Origin of the sequence: Actinomadura gamaensis, assembly GCF_042652125.1 — a bacterium.
In the GTDB taxonomy this organism is placed as follows: domain Bacteria; phylum Actinomycetota; class Actinomycetes; order Streptosporangiales; family Streptosporangiaceae; genus Spirillospora; species Spirillospora gamaensis.
Genome location: NZ_JBHSIT010000008.1, coordinates 336,510 through 353,892 on the forward strand (window position 1 = coordinate 336,510; position 17,383 = coordinate 353,892).

General features: G+C 72.8%; 15 protein-coding genes, 1 tRNA gene and 1 pseudogene. 9 read left to right on the plus strand and 8 right to left on the minus strand.

Annotated elements, in window-relative coordinates; translation table 11 throughout:
• Positions 1–24 precede the first annotated feature (24 nt).
• Complete coding sequence (locus ACFPCY_RS27335; protein WP_378259697.1) at positions 25–780, plus strand: alpha/beta fold hydrolase; 756 nt, start codon at positions 25–27, stop codon at positions 778–780.
• Positions 781–846: 66 nt separating this feature from the next.
• On the opposite strand, the gene ACFPCY_RS27340 is transcribed toward ACFPCY_RS27335, so the two are convergent.
• From ACFPCY_RS27340 to ACFPCY_RS27355, 4 genes are all read right to left on the minus strand, one after another.
• Positions 847–2,247, minus strand: a complete 1,401-nt coding sequence (locus ACFPCY_RS27340) for a sensor histidine kinase (RefSeq protein ID WP_378259698.1) — start codon at positions 2,245–2,247, stop codon at positions 847–849.
• Positions 2,248–2,358: 111 nt separating this feature from the next.
• A complete protein-coding gene (locus ACFPCY_RS27345; protein ID WP_378259699.1) occupies positions 2,359–3,303 on the minus strand; it encodes an ABC transporter permease in 945 nt (314 codons plus the stop codon).
• Positions 3,293–4,102 (minus strand): ABC transporter ATP-binding protein, encoded by an 810-nt coding sequence (locus tag ACFPCY_RS27350; RefSeq protein ID WP_378259700.1) that lies wholly within the window; start codon positions 4,100–4,102, stop codon positions 3,293–3,295. The genes ACFPCY_RS27345 and ACFPCY_RS27350 overlap by 11 nt, the downstream gene beginning before the upstream one ends.
• Positions 4,099–5,148 (minus strand): ABC transporter substrate-binding protein, encoded by a 1,050-nt coding sequence (locus ACFPCY_RS27355; protein WP_378259701.1) that lies wholly within the window; start codon positions 5,146–5,148, stop codon positions 4,099–4,101. Before ACFPCY_RS27355 ends, ACFPCY_RS27350 begins: the two co-directional genes overlap by 4 nt.
• 229 nt (positions 5,149–5,377) lie before the next feature.
• Here ACFPCY_RS27355 and eno point away from each other — a divergent pair, with 229 nt between their 5' ends.
• From eno to ACFPCY_RS27375, 4 genes and pseudogenes are all read left to right on the plus strand, one after another.
• Positions 5,378–6,661, plus strand: coding sequence for a phosphopyruvate hydratase (gene eno, locus ACFPCY_RS27360; RefSeq protein ID WP_378259702.1), 1,284 nt, complete (start codon positions 5,378–5,380; stop codon positions 6,659–6,661).
• Positions 6,662–6,722: 61 nt separating this feature from the next.
• Entirely contained in the window at positions 6,723–7,445 is a 723-nt protein-coding gene (locus ACFPCY_RS27365; protein WP_378259703.1) for an FtsB family cell division protein, read from the plus strand.
• A 287-nt stretch (positions 7,446–7,732) separates the two neighbouring features.
• Positions 7,733–8,224: pseudogene (locus ACFPCY_RS27370) on the plus strand (DUF501 domain-containing protein); the annotation flags it as partial.
• A 164-nt stretch (positions 8,225–8,388) separates the two neighbouring features.
• Positions 8,389–9,312: a Ppx/GppA phosphatase family protein gene (locus ACFPCY_RS27375; RefSeq protein ID WP_378259704.1), complete on the plus strand. Its 924-nt coding sequence runs from the start codon at positions 8,389–8,391 to the stop codon at positions 9,310–9,312.
• Between the two features lie 408 nt (positions 9,313–9,720).
• Here the strand turns inward: ACFPCY_RS27375 and ACFPCY_RS27380 are convergent, their stop codons facing one another.
• A complete protein-coding gene (locus tag ACFPCY_RS27380; protein ID WP_378259705.1) occupies positions 9,721–10,386 on the minus strand; it encodes a DUF2510 domain-containing protein in 666 nt (221 codons plus the stop codon).
• Positions 10,387–10,552: 166 nt separating this feature from the next.
• Here ACFPCY_RS27380 and ACFPCY_RS27385 point away from each other — a divergent pair, with 166 nt between their 5' ends.
• Positions 10,553–11,395 (plus strand): uracil-DNA glycosylase, encoded by an 843-nt coding sequence (locus ACFPCY_RS27385; RefSeq protein WP_378259706.1) that lies wholly within the window; start codon positions 10,553–10,555, stop codon positions 11,393–11,395.
• Between the two features lie 136 nt (positions 11,396–11,531).
• Here ACFPCY_RS27385 and ACFPCY_RS27390 read toward each other — a convergent pair whose 3' ends face one another.
• Positions 11,532–12,158 (minus strand): DUF4232 domain-containing protein, encoded by a 627-nt coding sequence (locus tag ACFPCY_RS27390; protein WP_378259707.1) that lies wholly within the window; start codon positions 12,156–12,158, stop codon positions 11,532–11,534.
• Positions 12,159–12,359: 201 nt separating this feature from the next.
• Here ACFPCY_RS27390 and ACFPCY_RS27395 point away from each other — a divergent pair, with 201 nt between their 5' ends.
• The 3 genes from ACFPCY_RS27395 to ACFPCY_RS27405 all read left to right on the plus strand — a co-directional run bounded on the left by ACFPCY_RS27395 (position 12,360) and on the right by ACFPCY_RS27405 (position 15,330).
• Complete coding sequence (locus ACFPCY_RS27395; RefSeq protein WP_378259708.1) at positions 12,360–13,754, plus strand: NAD(P)/FAD-dependent oxidoreductase; 1,395 nt, start codon at positions 12,360–12,362, stop codon at positions 13,752–13,754.
• Between the two features lie 190 nt (positions 13,755–13,944).
• Positions 13,945–15,192, plus strand: coding sequence for a class I SAM-dependent methyltransferase (locus ACFPCY_RS27400; protein ID WP_378259709.1), 1,248 nt, complete (start codon positions 13,945–13,947; stop codon positions 15,190–15,192).
• 62 nt (positions 15,193–15,254) lie between these two features.
• Positions 15,255–15,330, plus strand: a tRNA-Leu gene (locus tag ACFPCY_RS27405).
• A 255-nt stretch (positions 15,331–15,585) separates the two neighbouring features.
• On the opposite strand, the gene ACFPCY_RS27410 is transcribed toward ACFPCY_RS27405, so the two are convergent.
• Together ACFPCY_RS27410 and ACFPCY_RS27415 are read right to left on the minus strand one after the other, a co-directional pair.
• Positions 15,586–15,813 carry a DUF4287 domain-containing protein gene (locus ACFPCY_RS27410; RefSeq protein WP_378259710.1) on the minus strand — a complete coding sequence of 76 codons (228 nt, stop codon included), beginning with the start codon at positions 15,811–15,813 and terminating at the stop codon, positions 15,586–15,588.
• A 217-nt stretch (positions 15,814–16,030) separates the two neighbouring features.
• On the minus strand, positions 16,031–17,251 hold the full coding sequence (locus ACFPCY_RS27415; RefSeq protein ID WP_378259711.1) for an acetyl-CoA C-acetyltransferase: 1,221 nt from the start codon (positions 17,249–17,251) through the stop codon (positions 16,031–16,033).
• Positions 17,252–17,383 lie beyond the last annotated feature (132 nt).

A 17,383-nucleotide genomic window follows, 5' to 3' on the forward strand; every position in this document is an offset into this window, starting at 1 on the left:
CCGGCCGGCGGTAGGTTGGACGGCATGATCGACGTGCCTGTTCAGTACTTCGCGGCGCGGGACGGCGTGCGGCTGGCCTTCCGGGAGCTGGGGGAGGGACGGCCGCTCGTGCTGATCCACGGGTACTTCTCCACCGCGACGGTGAACTGGATCCGGTACGGGCACGCGGAGGCGCTCGCCGACCTCGGCTACCGGGTGATCATGCCGGACCTGCGCGGGCACGGGGACAGCGGGAAGCCGCACGACCCGGCGAACTACCCGCCCGACGTGCTCGCCGACGACGGGTTCGCGCTGCTGGAGCACCTCGACCTGACCGACTACGTCCTCGGCGGCTACTCGCTCGGGGCGCGGACGACCGCGCGGATGCTCGCGCGCGGCGCGAACCCGGTGCGGGCCGTCTTCGGGGGCATGGGGCTCACCGGGATCACCGAGACCGAGGGGCGCGGGGAGCACTTCCGGAACGTCCTCAGCAATCCGGGGACGTTCGAGCGCGGCACCGCCGAGTGGCGCGCCGAGGCGTTCCTGAAGACGGTCGGCGGCGACCGGGTCGCGCTGCTGAGGGTGCTCGACACGTTCGTGAACACGCCGCGCGCCGAGCTGGAGAGGCTCGCGCTGCCGTCGCTGGTCGTGGCGGGCGCGGACGACCACGACAACGGCTCCGCCAAGGACCTGGCGGCAGCGCTGCCGAACGGCCGCTACACCGAGATCCCCGGCAACCACATGAGCGCCGTGACCCGGCCCGAGCTGGCCGAGGCGATCGTGGAGTTCCTGGAGAACTAGGCGCCCGCGCCTTGGGGCTCACGTCTTGGGGCTCACGTCTTGGGGCTCACGTCTTGGGGCTCGCGTCTAGGGGCCCGCGCCGTCCTTGGGGTCGCCCTTCGGGAGGCGCAGGACGAAGCAGGCGCCCTCCTCGCCGTCCGAGCGGTCGGTGATGGTCAGGGTGCCGCCGTGGGCCTCGATGATGTCGCGGGAGATCGCGAGGCCGAGGCCGGTTCCCCCGGCGTCCTTGTGCCGGGCCTCGGCGAGGCGGGTGAAGCGGTCGAAGACGCGCTCGCGGTCCTCGGGCAGGATGCCGCCGCCGTCGTCCACGACCTCGACGACCGCGTGGTCCTCGTGCTCGCCGACCTTCACCGTGACCTCGGACGCGGCGTGCCGGTCGGCGTTGTCGATCAGGTTGGTCAGCACGCGGGCGAGCTCCAGCCGTCCGGCGCGCACCACGACCGGGGCGTCGCCGACGACCGACACCTTCGTCCGGCGGGGGCGGCGCAGCACCTCCTGGTCGGCGATCTCGTGCAGGTCGAGCGGCTCGGTGCGCAGGCCCTGGTCGGACTCCAGGCGGGCGAGCGCGAGCAGGTCGTTGAGCACCTGCTCCAGCCGGTCGGCGTTGTGCAGCATCGCGTCGGTCGTCTCGCCCAGGTCCGCGCCGTGCGGGTCGTAGCGGGCGAGCTCCAGCTCCGTCCGCAGGCCGGTGAGCGGGCTGCGCAGCTCGTGCGAGATGTCGGAGATGAACGCGCGCTGCCGCGCGACGGCCCGCTCCAGCCGGTCGAGCGTCTGGTTGATGCTGCGGGCCAGCGCGTGGATCTCGTCCTCCCGGGACGGTTCGGGCACGCGCCGTTCCAGGTCGGTCGCGGTGATCTCGTCGAGGTCGCGGCGGATCGCGTCCACCGGGCGCAGCGCGCGGCCGGTCGCCCGCCACGCGCCGAGGCCGATGAGGCCCGCCGCCAGCGGGATCATCAGCGCGGTGAGCGCGGCCAGGCCGGGTGTCGGCAGCCACGGACGGGTCCTCTGCAGCGCGTAGACGACCAGCTCGCGGCGGCCGTCGTGCACCCGCAGCGCCACCACCTGGAAGCACCGCCCGCCGGGCGCGCTGACGTGGCAGCTGATCCCGTCCACGCGGTTGTCCAGGCCCCTCGGGACGGCGAACCGCACCGGCGGACGGCCCCTCATCGCGTCGCTCACCGCGACCACGCGCCCGGTCAGGTCCACGACCTGCACGAGTGCCCCCGGACGGGTGACGATGCGCGGGTCGAGCTGTCCCGCGCGGGCCATCTCGGCCACCATCCGCGCCCGCCGCGCGACCCGGCTCTCCAGCGAGTGCCGCGCCTCGACGGTGACCAGCAGCATCGCCACCAGGTACAGCGGGATCACCAGGAGCAGCGCGAACAGCACGGCCCGGACCGTCACCCTCGTCCGGATCGACGGGTCGCGCAGCACCCGGTGCCACAGCCGCACCGACGGAGCGCCCACGCTCCCAAAGCTTCCCGGACCCGGGTAAACGCGACCCGCCGCCCCCGGCAAGGATCCGTTATCCGGCGCCGGAAAACCCTGGCGCACGCGGCGCCCCCGGCGCGGAGGCGGTCAGTCGCCGTCCAGGCCCCAGCGGGTCCGGATCGCGCCGTCCACCAGGCCGAACAGCCGGTCCATCACGATCCCGATGATCAGGATCACGATCATGTAGGAGATCATCGCGTCGGTCTGGGAGAACTCGCGGGCCTGCGACAGCAGCACGCCGAGCGAGGTGTGCGAGGAGATCACCACCAGCAGCTCGCCCGCCATCAGCGACCGCCACGCGAACGCCCAGCCCTGCTTGAGCCCCGCCACGAAGGACGGCAGCGAGGCGGGCAGGATCAGGTGCCGGTACAGGTTCAGCCCTCGCAGCCCCATCACCTTCCCCGCGCGCAGCAGGATCGGCGGCGTGTAGTCCACGCCCGCGATCAGCCCGTTCGCGATGGACGGCGCCGCGCCCAGCACCACCACGAACAGGATCGCCTGCTCGCTGAGCTGGAACAGCAGGATCGCGAGCGGGAACCAGGCGATGGACGGCATCGTCTGGAGCCCGGTGATCAGCGATCCGACCGCGCGGCGCAGCACCGACGACTGCGTCACCAGCGCGCCCACGAGCGTCCCGACGACGACCGAGACCGCGAACCCGATCACGGCGCGCTGCATGGTCAGCCCGACCGCGCCCCAGAACGAGCCCTTGGTGAGCTGGCGGCCCAGCTCGGGCAGCGTGTCGCCCGGCCCGGGCAGCACGTAGGACGGCTTCCATCCCGACCACACGACGATCTGCCAGGCCAGCAGCGCGATCAGCACGGCGCTCGCCATCGGCCAGACCGACGACCAGGCCCGGGAGAGGGGGTTCCGGCGCGTCCCGGCGGCCAGTTCCAGCGCGTCCAGACCGGAGATCTGGCGGCTCAGCTCCGGCTTCGTCCCGCCGGTCGAGCTTCCGTCGTTCTTGGTTCCGCCGGTCCGTGTTCCGTCGGCCTCCGCGGCCTCCGGCTTCGCGTTGATCTCAAGCGCCATGGCGGCCGACCTCCTCGCGCAAACGGTCGGTGATGGTCCCGGCGAGCGCGGCGACCTCGGTGGAGTCGATGCGGCGCGGACGGTCCATCGGGACGGGGAACTCCTCGACGACCCGGCCCGGACGGCTCGACAGCAGCACCACGCGGTCGCCCAGCCGGACGGCCTCGCGGACGTTGTGCGTGACGAACAGCACGCTCAGGTTCCGCTCCCGCCAGATCCGCTCGATCTCGTCGTGCAGGAGGTCGCGGGTCATCGCGTCGAGCGCGCCGAACGGCTCGTCCATCAGCAAGAGGGTGCCGGTGCCCTGCTTCTCCGCGGGGACGGTGTCGATGGTCAGCGCCAGCGCGCGGGCGAGCGCGACGCGCTGCCGCATCCCGCCGGAGAGCTGGTGGGGGCGCTTCTTCTCGAACCCCGCCAGGTGCACCGACGCGAGCAGCTCGGCGGCCCGCTCGCGCCGCTCGGCGCGCGGGACGCCGCGCGTCTTCAGCGCCAGCTCGATGTTCGCGGTGACCGTCAGCCACGGGAACAGCGCGGGCTCCTGGAACATCAGCGCGACGCTCCGCCCGGCCGTGTCGATCGTCCCGGCGGACGGCCGGTCCAGCGACGCGACGAGGTTGAGCAGGGTGCTCTTGCCGCAGCCGGACGCGCCGAGCAGGCAGACGAACTCGCCCGGCTCGACCGTCAGCGAGACGTCGTCGAGGGCCAGCAGGGGCCCGAACGCTTTGGAGACGCCGTCGAGCCGGACCGCTGCCCCGGAGGGCACGGCCCGGCTCGCGGCGGCCTCGACGGCCTGTGTCATTTGTCGCTGACCTGTGCCTTTCCCTGTGCCTTGAGCACGTCGTTGAGCGGTCCGAGGTCGTAGATGCCGGTCAGGTCGACCTTGTCGAGCAGCCCGATCTCCTCGGCGTGGCGCGCCCCCGCCACCAGGGACGACGCGACCGGGTCGGTGGTGAAGGTGATGCTCTTGAACGCGGCGTCCAGCACGTTCTGCTTGATCGGCTTGCCGGACAGCTTCGTCAGCGCGTCGTTGGTGGCCTGCTCGGCGCCCGGCTTGTCGGAGTTGATGTAGTCGGTCGCCTCGACCACGCCGGCCAGCAGCTTCTTGACCTGGTCGGGATGCTTGTCGGCGAAGTCACGCCGGACGATCAGGTTGGTGATGACGAACTTGCCGCCGGGCCACAGGGACGACTCGTCCAGCAGTTTCTTGCCCTTGCCCTCCAGGATCAGGCGGGACGCGTACGGCTCGGGCACCCACGCGCCGTCGATGGAGCCCTGCTGGAAGGTCTGGAGGGTCTGCGAGTTGTCCTGCGGGACGACCTTGACGTCGCCCGAGCCGTCCTTGTTGGCGGACAGGCCGTTCTTCTTCAGCCAGTAGCGCAGCGCGACGTCCTGGGTGTTGCCGAGCTGCGGGGTGGCGATCTTCTTGCCCTTGAGGTCCTGCGGGCCGTTGATGCCGGGCTTGACGACGAACGACACGCCGCCGGACGCCGCCCCGGAGATGACCTTGACCGCCTTGCCGTGGGACTTGGACCAGGCGTTCACGGTCGGGTTCGGGCCGACGAACGTCGCGTCCACCGCGCCGGAGAACAGCGCCTCGACCGCCGCGGGACCGGCGTTGAACGTCGCGGTCTTCGGGGCGACGCCGAGGTGCTTGGCGAAGATGCCCTTCTGGATCCCGACGAGCGCGGTCGCGTGCGTGATGTTCGGGAAGTACCCCAGCTTCAGCGGGGCGGACGCGCCGTCCTTGCCGCCCTTGTCGTCGCCGCCACAGGCGCTGAGCGTCCCCGCACCGGCCAGGACGGTCAGGGCCGCGGCGGCGGCGCGCAGGCGGAGGCTGCGATGCATCGGCATAATTCCCTACTAAGCAGGTCGGATTGACGTGCACAGTAGATAATGTAGGTAATGCGTTCGTCAAGTCGCTTGCGGGATGGGGAATCGTCGCGGGTTTGTCACGGCCCGTCCGGTTGGGGCGGCGTGCCAGTTCGAAGTCCGGACCGGGCGCTGGATAGGCTCGGGGAGCATCCGCCCGAGCGGGTGCGCTGACTGAGCACGCCAAGCAACAGGGGAGATGCCCGTGTCGTCGATCGAGGCCGTCCTCGGCCGTGAGGTCCTGGACTCCCGTGGCAACCCGACCGTCGAGGTCGAGGTGCTGCTCGCGGACGGGACCGAAGCCCGCGCCATGGTGCCGAGCGGAGCGTCCACCGGCCAGTTCGAGGCCGTGGAACTGCGCGACGGCGGCGACCGCTACGGCGGCAAGGGCGTGCGCGACGCCGTCAAGGCCGTCAACGAGACCGTGGACGAGAAGCTCGTCGGCTACCCGGCGACCGAGCAGCGGCTGATCGACCAGACGCTGATCGACCTCGACGGCACGCCGAACAAGGCGAACCTCGGCGCCAACGCCATCCTCGGCGTCTCGCTCGCCGTCGCCCGGGCCGCCGCCGACTCGTCCGGGCTGCCGCTGTTCCGCTACGTGGGCGGCCCGAACGCGCACGTCCTGCCCGTCCCGATGATGAACATCGTGAACGGCGGCGCGCACGCCGACACCAACGTCGACATCCAGGAGTTCATGATCGCGCCGATCGGCGCGCCGACGTTCTCCGAGGCCGTCCGCTGGGGCGCCGAGACCTACCACTCGCTCAAGGCCGTGCTGAAGGCCCAGGGCCTCAACACCGCCCTCGGCGACGAGGGCGGCTTCGCGCCGGACCTGCCGTCCAACCGCGCCGCGCTCGACCTCATCATGGAGGCCATCCGCAAGGCCGGGTTCGAGCCGGGCCGCGACATCGCCGTCGCGCTCGACGCCGCCGCCTCGGAGTTCTACTCGGACGGCGTGTACGAGTTCGAGGGCTCCAAGCGCTCGGCCGAGGACATGGCCGCCTACTACGGCGAGCTCGTCGACGCCTACCCGCTCGTCTCCATCGAGGACCCGCTCAACGAGGACGACTGGTCCGGCTGGAAGGCGCTCACCGAGGCCATCGGGTCGAAGGTCCAGCTCGTCGGGGACGACCTGTTCGTCACCAACCCCGAGCGCCTCGACCGCGGCATCCGCGAGGGCGCCGCGAACGCGCTGCTGGTCAAGGTCAACCAGATCGGCACGCTCACCGAGACGCTCGACGCGGTCGCGCTCGCGCAGACCAACGGCTACCGCTGCATGATGAGCCACCGGTCCGGCGAGACCGAGGACACCACGATCGCCGACCTCGCCGTCGCGACCAACTGCGGGCAGATCAAGACCGGCGCGCCCGCCCGGTCCGACCGCGTCGCCAAGTACAACCAGCTCCTCCGCATCGAGGACATCCTGGACGACGCCGCCCGGTACGCCGGCGCGTCGGCCTTCCCGCGCTTCACCCTGGAGTCCTGAGCACGTGCCGGACCGCCGGCCGGGCCCGTCCCGGCCGGCGGTCCCGACCGAGGGAGCGCTGATGGCGGCGGACGACGGCAACCGGCCCGCTTCCGGCCCGACCACCGGTTCCGGCCCGGGCTCGGGTCGGGGCACGGGCGCCGGTCCGGCTGCGAGTCGAAACGCGGGCACCGGCGCAGGCGCAGGCCGGGCCGCGGCTTCAGGCGCGAGCGTCGGCGCGGGTCCGGACACGGGTCGGGGCTCGGGCACCGGCTCGCGTGCGGGACGGAGCGCGAGCGTAGGTTCGGGTTCGGGCGCGGATCGGGGCGCGGGCGTCGGCTCGGACGCGTCGGCCGGTTCGGAGGCGTCGGCCGAGGTCGGCGGGGACGCCGCAGCGGACGCGCGGGCCGGACGGCAGCGCGGCAGGCAGGGCGGATCCGCGCTCACCGGCCGGGCCGCCATCCTCGCGGTCGTGGTCTGCGCCATCGCCCTGACGCTCGCCTACCCCGTCCGGGAGTACATCGCGCAGCGGCAGGAGATCGCCGACCTGGAGCACAAGCAGTCGGTGGCGCAGAAACAGGTCGCGGAACTCGAGCAACGCAAGCAACGGCTGACCGACAAGTCGTACATTGAACGTGAGGCGAAGCGACGGCTCCACTACTGCATGCCCGACGAGAAGTGCTACATCGTCCTGGACGGTGGCGCGAGCGACGGGGAGCAGGCCCAGCGGGGCGGTGCGAACGAGCGTCCGCCGTGGTACGAGGCGCTCTGGCGGTCGGTGGAGACCGCCGACCGCACCCGCTGACCCGGGCCGCGCCGGGTGACCCCCGGCGGGCGCGGGCACGTCCGGTGGTTGAGGGACCGCCGGCGGGGCGACGGAGCCGGACGGTCCGGCGGGACGAAAAACTCCGTCCGGACCAGCCGCGAAGCCACACGGTCCGGCGGGGCGGGGACGTCCGGCCGGGCGGCGGTGCGTCCCGTGGGGGGCGTGGGGGAGAGGTACGGCGGTCCGGAGAGCGGGCCGTCGCGGCAGGTGCCGCGGGGAGGCGGCACGGCGCGGGCCGGTGCGCGGCCCGCGGGTGGGGACGGGACATGATCGACGAACGCGACAGGGCCGCCATCGCGCAGCAGCTCGGACGAGAGCCGCGCGGCGTGCGGCGGGTGGCCTACCGCTGCCCGTGCGGGAATCCGGCCGTCATCGAGACGGCGCCGCGGCTGCCGGACGGCACGCCGTTTCCGACGCTGTTCTATCTGACCTGCCCGAAACTGGCGTCCGCGATCGGGACGCTGGAGGGCGGCGGGATGATGCGGGAGATGCAGGCCCGGCTGGCGGACGACCCGGAGCTGAAGGCCGACTACGAGGCCGCGCACGCCGACTACCTGCGCCGCCGCGACGAGGCGACGGAGCAGGAGGGCGTCGAGCCGCTGCCGGAGGGCATGCAGAGCGCCGGCGGCATGCCCGAGCGCGTGAAATGCCTGCACGCGCTGATCGCGCACGAGCTCGCGGTCCCGGGCGTCAACCCGTTCGGCCGCGAAGCCCTCGCCGAGCTGCCCGAATGGTGGCGGAACGGCCCCTGCGTGTGCCCCACCGCCGACCGTCCCGACACCTCCCCGTCCACGACCACGGCCGCGACGCAGAACACGACCGCGTCCGCGACGCAGACCGCGGCCGAGTCCACGACACGGACCGCCGCCGCGTCCACGGCGCGGAACACGACCGAAGACAGGCCAGACCAGGAGGGGGAACGGTGACGCGCGTCGCCGCCATCGACTGCGGTACCAACTCGGTCCGGCTCCTCATCGCCGACGTGGAGGGCGACACGCTCACCGACGTCGAGCGCGAGATGCGGATCGTCCGGCTCGGCCAGGGCGTGGACGAGACCGGACGGCTCGCCCCCGAGGCCCTCGACCGCACCTTCGCCGCCATGCGCGGCTACGCCGACCTCATCCGGCGGCACGGCGCGGAGAAGGTCCGCGTCGTCGCGACCAGCGCGACCCGCGACGCGGAGAACCGCGCCGACTTCGTCAGCGGCGTGGTGGACGTCTTCGGCGTCGTCCCCGAGGTGATCACCGGCGACGACGAGGCCCGGCTCTCCTTCACCGGCGCGACCCGCGAGCTCGCGGCGCTGCGTCCGGCGCGTCCGTACCTGGTGGTGGACATCGGCGGCGGCTCGACCGAGTTCGTGCTCGGCGCGTCCGGCGTGGAGGCGGCGGTGTCGATGGACATCGGCTGCGTCCGCCTCACCGAGCGGCACCTGAAGGACGCCGATCCGCCGAGCCCCGAGCAGATCGCCGCGACGATCACCGACATCGACGCGGCGCTCGCGACCGTCCGGGAGACCGTCCCGGTGGACGAGGCGCGCACCCTGGTCGGCCTCGCGGGTTCGGTGACGACGGTCGCCGGGATCGCGCTCGGCCTGCCCGAGTACGACTCGACCCGCATCCACCTGTCCCGGATCATGGCCGCCCAGGTCCACGAGGTGACCCGCGACCTGCTGCACGCCACCCGCGCCGAACGCGCGTCGATCGGCGTCATGCACCCCGGCCGCGTGGACGTCATCGGCGCCGGCTCCCTGATCCTCGACCGCATCATGCGCGAGTACGGCTTCGGCGCCGTCGTCGTCAGCGAGCACGACATCCTCGACGGCATCGCCTGGTCCCTCGCCGGCTGACCCCCGCCCGGCCGCTCAGCGCCGGGGCGTTCCGGGACCGACGAGTTCGGGCGGCGCGGCCAGCGTGAACGTGGCGGCGTCGCCCCTCGCGTAGCGGGGGCGCGGCGGGCCGCCGACCAGGACGCGGACACGGTGACCTGCGGCGAAGCGATGTCCGGTGGGGGCGAGCGGAACGAGGATCTCGCCGCCGCCCGTCCGGAGCCCCCCGTCGCTGACGTTCCGCGAGGACCGGCTACGTCGGCTGACCAGGTGCGTCGGCTGCGCGGGTGGGGCGGCTGAGCGGGTGGGGCGGCTGAGCGGGTGGGGCGGCTGAGCGGCTTTCTCGGGTGACCGCGCCTGGCTGCGGCGCGCGCGAGACGCGAGGGGCGCGGGCCGCTGGACGCGGCGGCGGGTGAAGCGGGCCGTCCGCTAGAAGTCGTTGCGGAGGGTGGCGATGAGGGCGGGGATGATCATCGCGTTGGGGCTCTGCTGCGGGACGTGGAGGAGGGCCGTGCCGCCGCCCGCCGGACGGATCAGGACGCGGCCCTGCTCGATCACGGCGTCGGCCACCATCGGCCACGACAGGGAGGTGCGGCCGCCGCGCAGTCCGCCGGGATGGAGGACGAGGCCCTGCGTGACCTCGACGGCCTCGCCGGTGCGGACCCGCGCGGCGATCTCGGCGATCAGCCGGGACTCGGCGTGCTCGCGGCAGGTCTCGACGAGCTGCGTCCACAGGCCCTGCGCGTCGTACTCGCCGGACGGGTCGAGCGCGACCTCCACGCGGGGCCCGGCCTGGAACGGGTGGCGGCCGACGCGAAAGATCCACTGGGTCGGCAGGGCGGTCTTCCAGTAGGCCGTCCATTCGACGTGCGCCCAGGCCAGCGAGCTGCTGCCGTAGGCGACGACCTGGTCGTCCAGGTAGAGGCGGAGGCCGCGCACGTCGGCGGCGAGGCCGGGGCCGGCGGGGCGCCGCGCGGTGGCGAACCGGGACGGGCGGGTCGGCTGCGGGTTGAGGGCCTCGGTCCACGCCTCGCCGTCCCACCAGCGCAGCTTGCTCTCGCCGAACGGGTCGGGATACCAACCAGGTCGGGTCATCGGTCTGCCCTCCGCTCCGCGCGGGCCCCCGCGCACGGATTCCCGCCCCCCTCCGGCGTGGACGCATCGTACCGATGGGCCGTGCCCGTCATGTGTGTTTTGTCCTACAGCGTCATGATCACCGTCCGGGCCGCGCGCGGGTGCTCTGACGTGCGAGGATCGCAACATGAGCGACGCCGCCAACGCGCCTTACGTCCCGCCGGGAACCGGGTGGCCGGACGACCCCGCCGAGCCCGGCACGCCCGTCGCGCACGACGCCGGACAGGTCGCCGCGCTCGCCGCGTCCGCGCCGGACCTGCCCGAGCTCGTCGCCCGCCAGTCCGTCTGCCGCGCCTGCGACCGGCTCGTCGCCTGGCGGGAGAAGGTCGCGGTCGAGCGCCGCCGCATGTTCGCGGACGAGCCGTACTGGGGCCGTCCCGTCCCCGGGTGGGGCGACCCCGAACCCCGGATCATGGTCGTCGGGCTCGCCCCCGCCGCGCACGGCGGCAACCGCACGGGCCGCATCTTCACCGGCGACCGCTCCGGCGACTGGCTGTTCGCCTCCCTGTACCGGGTCGGGCTGGCGAACCAGCCCACCAGCGTCCGCGCCGACGACGGCCTGCGCCTCATCGGCACCCGGATGGCCGCCACGGTCCGCTGCGCGCCGCCCGACAACAAGCCGACCCCGGCCGAACGCGACACCTGCGTCCCCTGGCTGGCGCGCGAGATCGACGAGGTGGCCGCGTCCGTCCGCTGCGTGGTCTGCCTGGGCGGTTTCGCCTGGCAGAGCGTCTGGCCCGTGCTGAAGCAGGCGGGTTATGCCGTCCCGCGCCCCCGCCCCAAGTTCGGCCACGGCGTCGAGGTGGAGATCGCCCCCTCCGGCACCGCCCCCGCCGAGCTCTCCGGCACCGCACCGATCACGGTCCTGGGCTGCTACCACCCCAGCCAGCAGAACACCTTCACCGGCCGCGTCACCGAAGCCATGCTCGACACCCTCTTCACCCGCGCCAAACACCTGGCCGACCTCTGACCTAGAGCGCGTGGCGTGGTTCGGGCGATTTGGAGTGGTGGGGCGGTGGGCGGGTCGGAAAAGGATCACGGCGGGCCGGGTGCGTGCGCTGGAAGGTCCGGCCCGCCGTGAAGATCGGTGGGTGGTGCGGTGCCGCTTACTGGGCGGAGGGCGCCACCGGGGCGAGGGGCTGGACCTCGATCTGGCCGTGCTGGCAGACCGGGCCGAGCGACCAGGACGCGCGGACCCAGGAACGCTCGTCCGGCGGGGTGACGTGCAGGGCCGTCGGCGAGGGCTCGCACTGGGAGCCGGTCTCGCCGTCGCCCGGGACGGCGGCCCAGTGCAGCAGCGTGTAGGCGTGCCCGCCCGGCTTCACCACGAAGGACGTGGGCGAGCCGGTGCGGCGCGTCGAGGCCGGGATGTTCGGGTTCTGCGGGTTGGCGAGGCCGAGGCCCGGGAAGCCGTGCACCCGGCAGGCGCGGCCCGAGATGTTCGTGAGGGCGAGGCGCGCGTAGCGCTGGCCCGCGCCCGGGCTGAGGCCGATGACGGACGCGCGGAACTGGGCCGCCGTGCAGCGGTCGCCGGCGGCCCCGCCGCCCGTGCCGCCGCCGCTACCGCCGCCGGTGCCGCCTCCGCCGCCTCCCGTGGAAGGGCTCGACGCCGTACCCCCCGCGGCGCCCGTGGTCTTGCTGTCGCTTGTCTTGCCGTTGAGCGAGAACGTGCATCCGGTCGCCAGTACGGCGACGGCTGCGGCGACGAAGGACCCCTGGACGATCCGTGACATGTGCGTCTCCCCTGGACTGTGATGGCGGGGCAGGGCCTTGGCCAAGCGGTGGAGTCTGCGACGTCCGCCGCTTGGCGCCCCCGTCCGGCCCTGTCCCGCCGTCTTGCGCGATACACCTAGTGAGATGCCGGAAAGGGACGAGTTGTTCGGATGTGTGGTTCATGAGGTGAGGACGTCCTGCGCTCGGGTACCGGGAGCGGTATGTCTGTCGAGCAGATCCCCCCGGCCGCCAAGCACATCGTGATCGTCGGCGGAGGCTACGTCGGCATGTACACCGCCCTCCGGCTCCAGCGCAGGATGCGCCGGGAGCTGAGACGCGGCGAGGTCGCCGTCACCGTGATCGATCCCCAGTCGTACATGACCTACCAGCCCTTCCTGCCCGAGGCGGCCGCCGGAAACCTGGAGCCCCGGCACGTCGTCGCGCCGCTGCGCCGCGTCCTGCGGCGCTGCCGCGTGCTGAACGGGCACGTGGTCGGCGTCTCGGCCGAACGCCGCGTGGTGCGGGTGCACCCGGCGGGCTCCGACCCCGGCCCCGAAGGCTGGGACGGCGTCGGGACGGGCAGCGGGACGCACGTCCAGGAGGTGCCCTACGACCGGCTGGTGATCGCGCTCGGCTCGATCTCCCGGACGCTGCCGATCCCCGGCCTCGCCGAGTGCGGGATCGGGTTCAAGACCGTCGAGGAGGCCATCTACCTGCGCAACCACGTGCTGCACCAGCTCGACATCGCGGCGTCCAACGACGACCCGGAGGTGCGCCGCAGGGCGCTCACGTTCGTGTTCGTCGGCGGCGGCTTCGCGGGCGTCGAGGCCCTCGCCGAGCTGGAGGACATGGCGAAGGACGCGTGCCGCTGGTACCCGACCGTCCGGCACGAGGACATGCGCTGGATGATGGTCGAGGCCGCCGACCGCATCCTGCCCGAGGTCGGCCCCGAGATGGGCAACTGGACGGTCGAGGCGCTGCGCGGGCGCGGCATCGAGGTCAAGCTCGGAACCCTCCTGAAGTCGGCCGAGGGCGGACGCATCGTGCTCAGCGACGGTGAGGAGTTCGACGCGGGCACGCTCGTCTGGACCGCGGGCGTCAAGCCGCATCCCATGCTCAAGGACACCGACCTCCCCCTGGACGACAAGGGCCGCGTGAAGGCCACCGCCGAACTCACCGTCGAGGGGCTGCCGGACGTCTACGCCGCCGGGGACAACGCGCGCGTCCCCGACCTGAGCGGGTTCGGCGAGTTCACCGCGCCGAACGCGCAGCACGCCGTCCGCCAGGCCCGCACGCTCGGCGACAACCTGGCCGCCGACCTGCGCGGCAAGCCGCGCAAGGCGTACAAGCACGCCTACGTCGGCTCGGTGGCCAGCCTCGGCCTGCACAAGGGTGTGGCGAACGTCTACGGGCTCAAACTTCGCGGACTGGTCGCCTGGTTCATGCACCGGACATACCATCTGTCTCGGATGCCGACGGTCAACCGGAAGTTCCGGGTCACCCTGGACTGGACGCTCGCCCTCTTCTTCCGCCGCGAGATCGTGTCCCTGGGTGAACTGTCCAGCCCGCGCGCGGAGTTCGAACTCGCGACCGAGCGTCGGCCCGGCAAAGGCTGACCGACCCCGGGGAGGCGCACGTGACCCGACCACCCGCCCGCCACCCCGCCTCCACCACCCCCGTTGACCCGACGCCGTCGCGCCGGCGCCCGGTGTCGTGGGGGCTGGGCGAGGTCCCGGCGCGTCGGCGGGGAGTGTTGGGGAGTCTGCCTGAGGGGGCGTCGCGTGCGTGCGGGGAGGGGGAGCGGGCGTGAGTGAGGGCGTCGCCGGACGGCTCGGGCCGCTGCTGGCGCGGATCATGCTCGGGGAGGCGGACGCGCCCGTCGGCGAGCTGCCGATCCGGGTGATGGCGTGGGACGGGAGCTCGGTCGGGCCGGCCGGGGCGCCGGCGTTCGTCGTGCGGCACCGGCGGGCGCTGCGGCGGCTGCTGTGGAAGCCGGGCGAGATCGGGCTGGTGCGCGCGTACGTCGCCGGGGAGCTCGACATCGAGGGCGACGTGTTCGACGCGCTGGAGGCCGTCCAGCAGGTGATGCGGATCGGGGACGAGCCGATCCGGCTGACCGGCGAGGACAAGCGCGAGATCGTCCGGACGGCGGTGCTGCTCGGCGCGGTCGGCACCGAGCCGCGCCCGCCCGCCGAGGAGTTCCCGCCCGGTGACACGCGGGAGATCGCGGGACCGCTGGACGCGCCCGCCGACTTCTTCACCCAGATGCTCGGACCGTCCCTCGCGACCTCGACCGGGCTGTGGGACCAGGCCGTCGATCTCGACGACGCCCAGCGCGCCTCGCTGGCGGCCGTCGCCGAACGGCTCGGGCTCTTCTCCGGCGCGCGCGTGCTGGACCTCTCCGGCGGCTGGGGCGCGTTCGCGCACCACGCCGCCGCCGAGCACGGCGCGCGCGTCGTCGCCCTCGTAAGGACGCCGGAGCAGGCCGAGTACATCCGCAAGCGCAGCGGCGACCTGCCCGTGGACCCGCGCGTCGGCGACCTGTCGGTCGCCGGGGACGGCCCGTTCGACGCCATCGCCGGGCTCGCCGGGGTGGACGCCCTCGACCCGCCCGCCGCGCGCCTGTACGCCCTGCTCGCGCCCGGGGGCCGCCTGCTCCTCCAGCAGCAGACCCGCCGCCCCGGACCCCACCAGATCCGCCGCACCTTCACCACCTCCTACATGTTTCCAACGGATGGCGAGCTCAGAACGTTGGGGTCGATCGTCGGCGGACTCGAAGAAGCCGGCCTCGAAGTGCGCGGCACGCTGGCCCTGCGCGAGCACCACGCCCGGACGCTGCGGGCCTGGGCGGCGGCGCTGCGCCTGCACTGGCCCACCGCCGTCGAGCGGGCCGGGGCCGGGCGCGCCCGCGTCTGGCTGCTCTACCTCGCCGCGTCCGCGCTCGCCTGCGAGAGCGGACGGATCGGCGTCCACGCCATTACGGCCGTCCGCCGAGACCGTGACGGACGGGCCGGAACCACGCTCGTCGAAGACCGCGCCGTGCTTCGCCGCTGAACCCGGGCGTTGTGGGGAATTACGCGCGGTGGACGCCGCGTGCCGCCGGTATGCTGGCGCGCGCCCCTGTAGCCCAACGGCAGAGGCAGGCTCCCTAAAAGAGCTTTTGTGTCGGTTCGAATCCGACCAGGGGCACCACCCGAACCCCCGGCCGCTCCAGCGACCGGGGGTTCACCGCTTCCCCGCCCCACCGTCCGCGCGTCGGGGCGAGCGAACAGCCCCTCGCCGGAAGCGGAGACCGGCGAGGGGCTGCTCGTTTGCGGGAACTCTGGCGTCACGGTCGCGCTCGCGTAGCGGCGCGACAGCGGGGGCTGTCCGGTGACGGGTTCCCGCGAAAGCTCTTGAGTTGTGGCGGCGGTAAGACCGAAGGCGCCGCTTCGCGTGTCGCGCCCTTCAGTAGTGGCGTTCGCGCCGGACCCGCTCGTGCTCGCGCACGATGGCGGCGGCGTAGCCGTGCGACAGTCCGTGTTCCGCGGCGAGCCAGGTCGTGCGTTCGTCGCAGCGCAGGAACGAGGGACCGTTCTCGATGGTGGTGAACCACTCGGGGATGTCACGTCCTGTGACATGCGGGATGCGTGCGATGAGCTTGGTGTGCGTCTCCGACGAGTGGTTCAGTGACATAGGCACCTCCATGTCGCGGGGCTCTTCAGCCGACTGTGCAACACGGACCCGGATGTGACAACCCCCTAACGCCGACCTATCCATCACGTAACGTAGATCGTTCGTAAAGCGCGGGCGGCGCGCGAAGACGCAGGTGGCCCGGGTTTCGGTGAAAACCCGGGCCACGCTGGGATGACGCTAAGTGATCATGCCGTCGGACGATCAGCCGTCCGGACGGTCAGGACAGCCGCTCGACCACCATCGCCATGCCCTGGCCGCCGCCGACGCACATCGTCTCCAGGCCGAACTGCTTGTCGTGGAACTTCAGGCTGTTCAGCAGGGTGGAGGTGATCCGCGCGCCGGTCATGCCGAAGGGGTGACCCACCGCGATCGCGCCGCCGTTGACGTTCAGCTTGTCGATGTCGATGCCGAGCTGCTCGGCGGACGGCAGCACCTGCGCCGCGAACGCCTCGTTGATCTCGACCAGGTCGATGTCGCCGATGCTCATCCCGGCCTTGGCGAGGGCCTTGCGGGACGCCTCGACCGGCCCGAGGCCCATGATCTCCGGGGACAGACCGGACACGCCGGTCGACACGATCCGCGCCAGCGGCGTGATGCCGAGCTCGGCGGCCTTGGTGTCGCTCATCACGATCACCGCGGCGGCGCCGTCGTTCAGCGGGCAGCAGTTGCCCGCCGTGACCGTCCCGTCGGGGCGGAACACCGGCTGGAGCTGCGACACCTTCTCGTAGGTGGTGCCGGGACGCGGGCCGTCGTCCTTGCTGACGACCGTGCCGTCCGGCAGCTCGACGGGGGTGATGTCCTGCTCCCAGAAGCCGTTCTCCAGGGCCTTCTCGGCGAGGTTCTGCGAGCGGACGCCGAACTCGTCCTGCGCCTGCCGCGTGACGCCGAGCTTCTGCGCGACGTTCTCGGCGGTCTGGCCCATCGCGATGTACACGTCGGGCAGCTCGCCCTGCTCGCGCGGGTCCGACCAGGTCTCGGCGCCGCCCTCGGCGCGCTTGGCGGTGCGCGCCTCGGCGTTCGCGAACAGCGGGTTCTGCGTGTCGGGCAGGCCGTCGGAGCTGCCCTTGGCGAACCGCGACACCATCTCGACGCCCGCCGAGACGATCACGTCGGCCTCGCCCGCCTTGATCGCGTGCAGCGCCATCCGGGTCGTCTGGAGCGAGGACGAGCAGTACCGGGTGATCGTCGCGCCGGGCACGTTGTCCCAGCCGAGCAGCACCGACACGACGCGGCCCATGTTGTAGCCCTGCTCGCCGCCGGGCAGGCCGCAGCCGAGCAGCAGGTCGTCGATCTGGTCCGGGCCGAGCTGCGGGACCTTCGCCATGGCCGCCTCGACCATGCGCGCGGTGAGGTCGTCCGGACGCAGATCCTTCAGCGAACCCTTGAAGGCCCGTCCGATGGGGGAACGCGCGGTGGCGACGATGACTGCCTCGGGCATTGCGTGACTCCCTGTTCTGCGGGACCTTCCGGTCCGGTCTCGTACCGGCCGGCGGTACCTGGGTTACTCGCCGGTCACCTCCGCAATGTAGCCGCTGCCGCGAGGCGCGTACACGCCGGGTCCGGTGCGGCG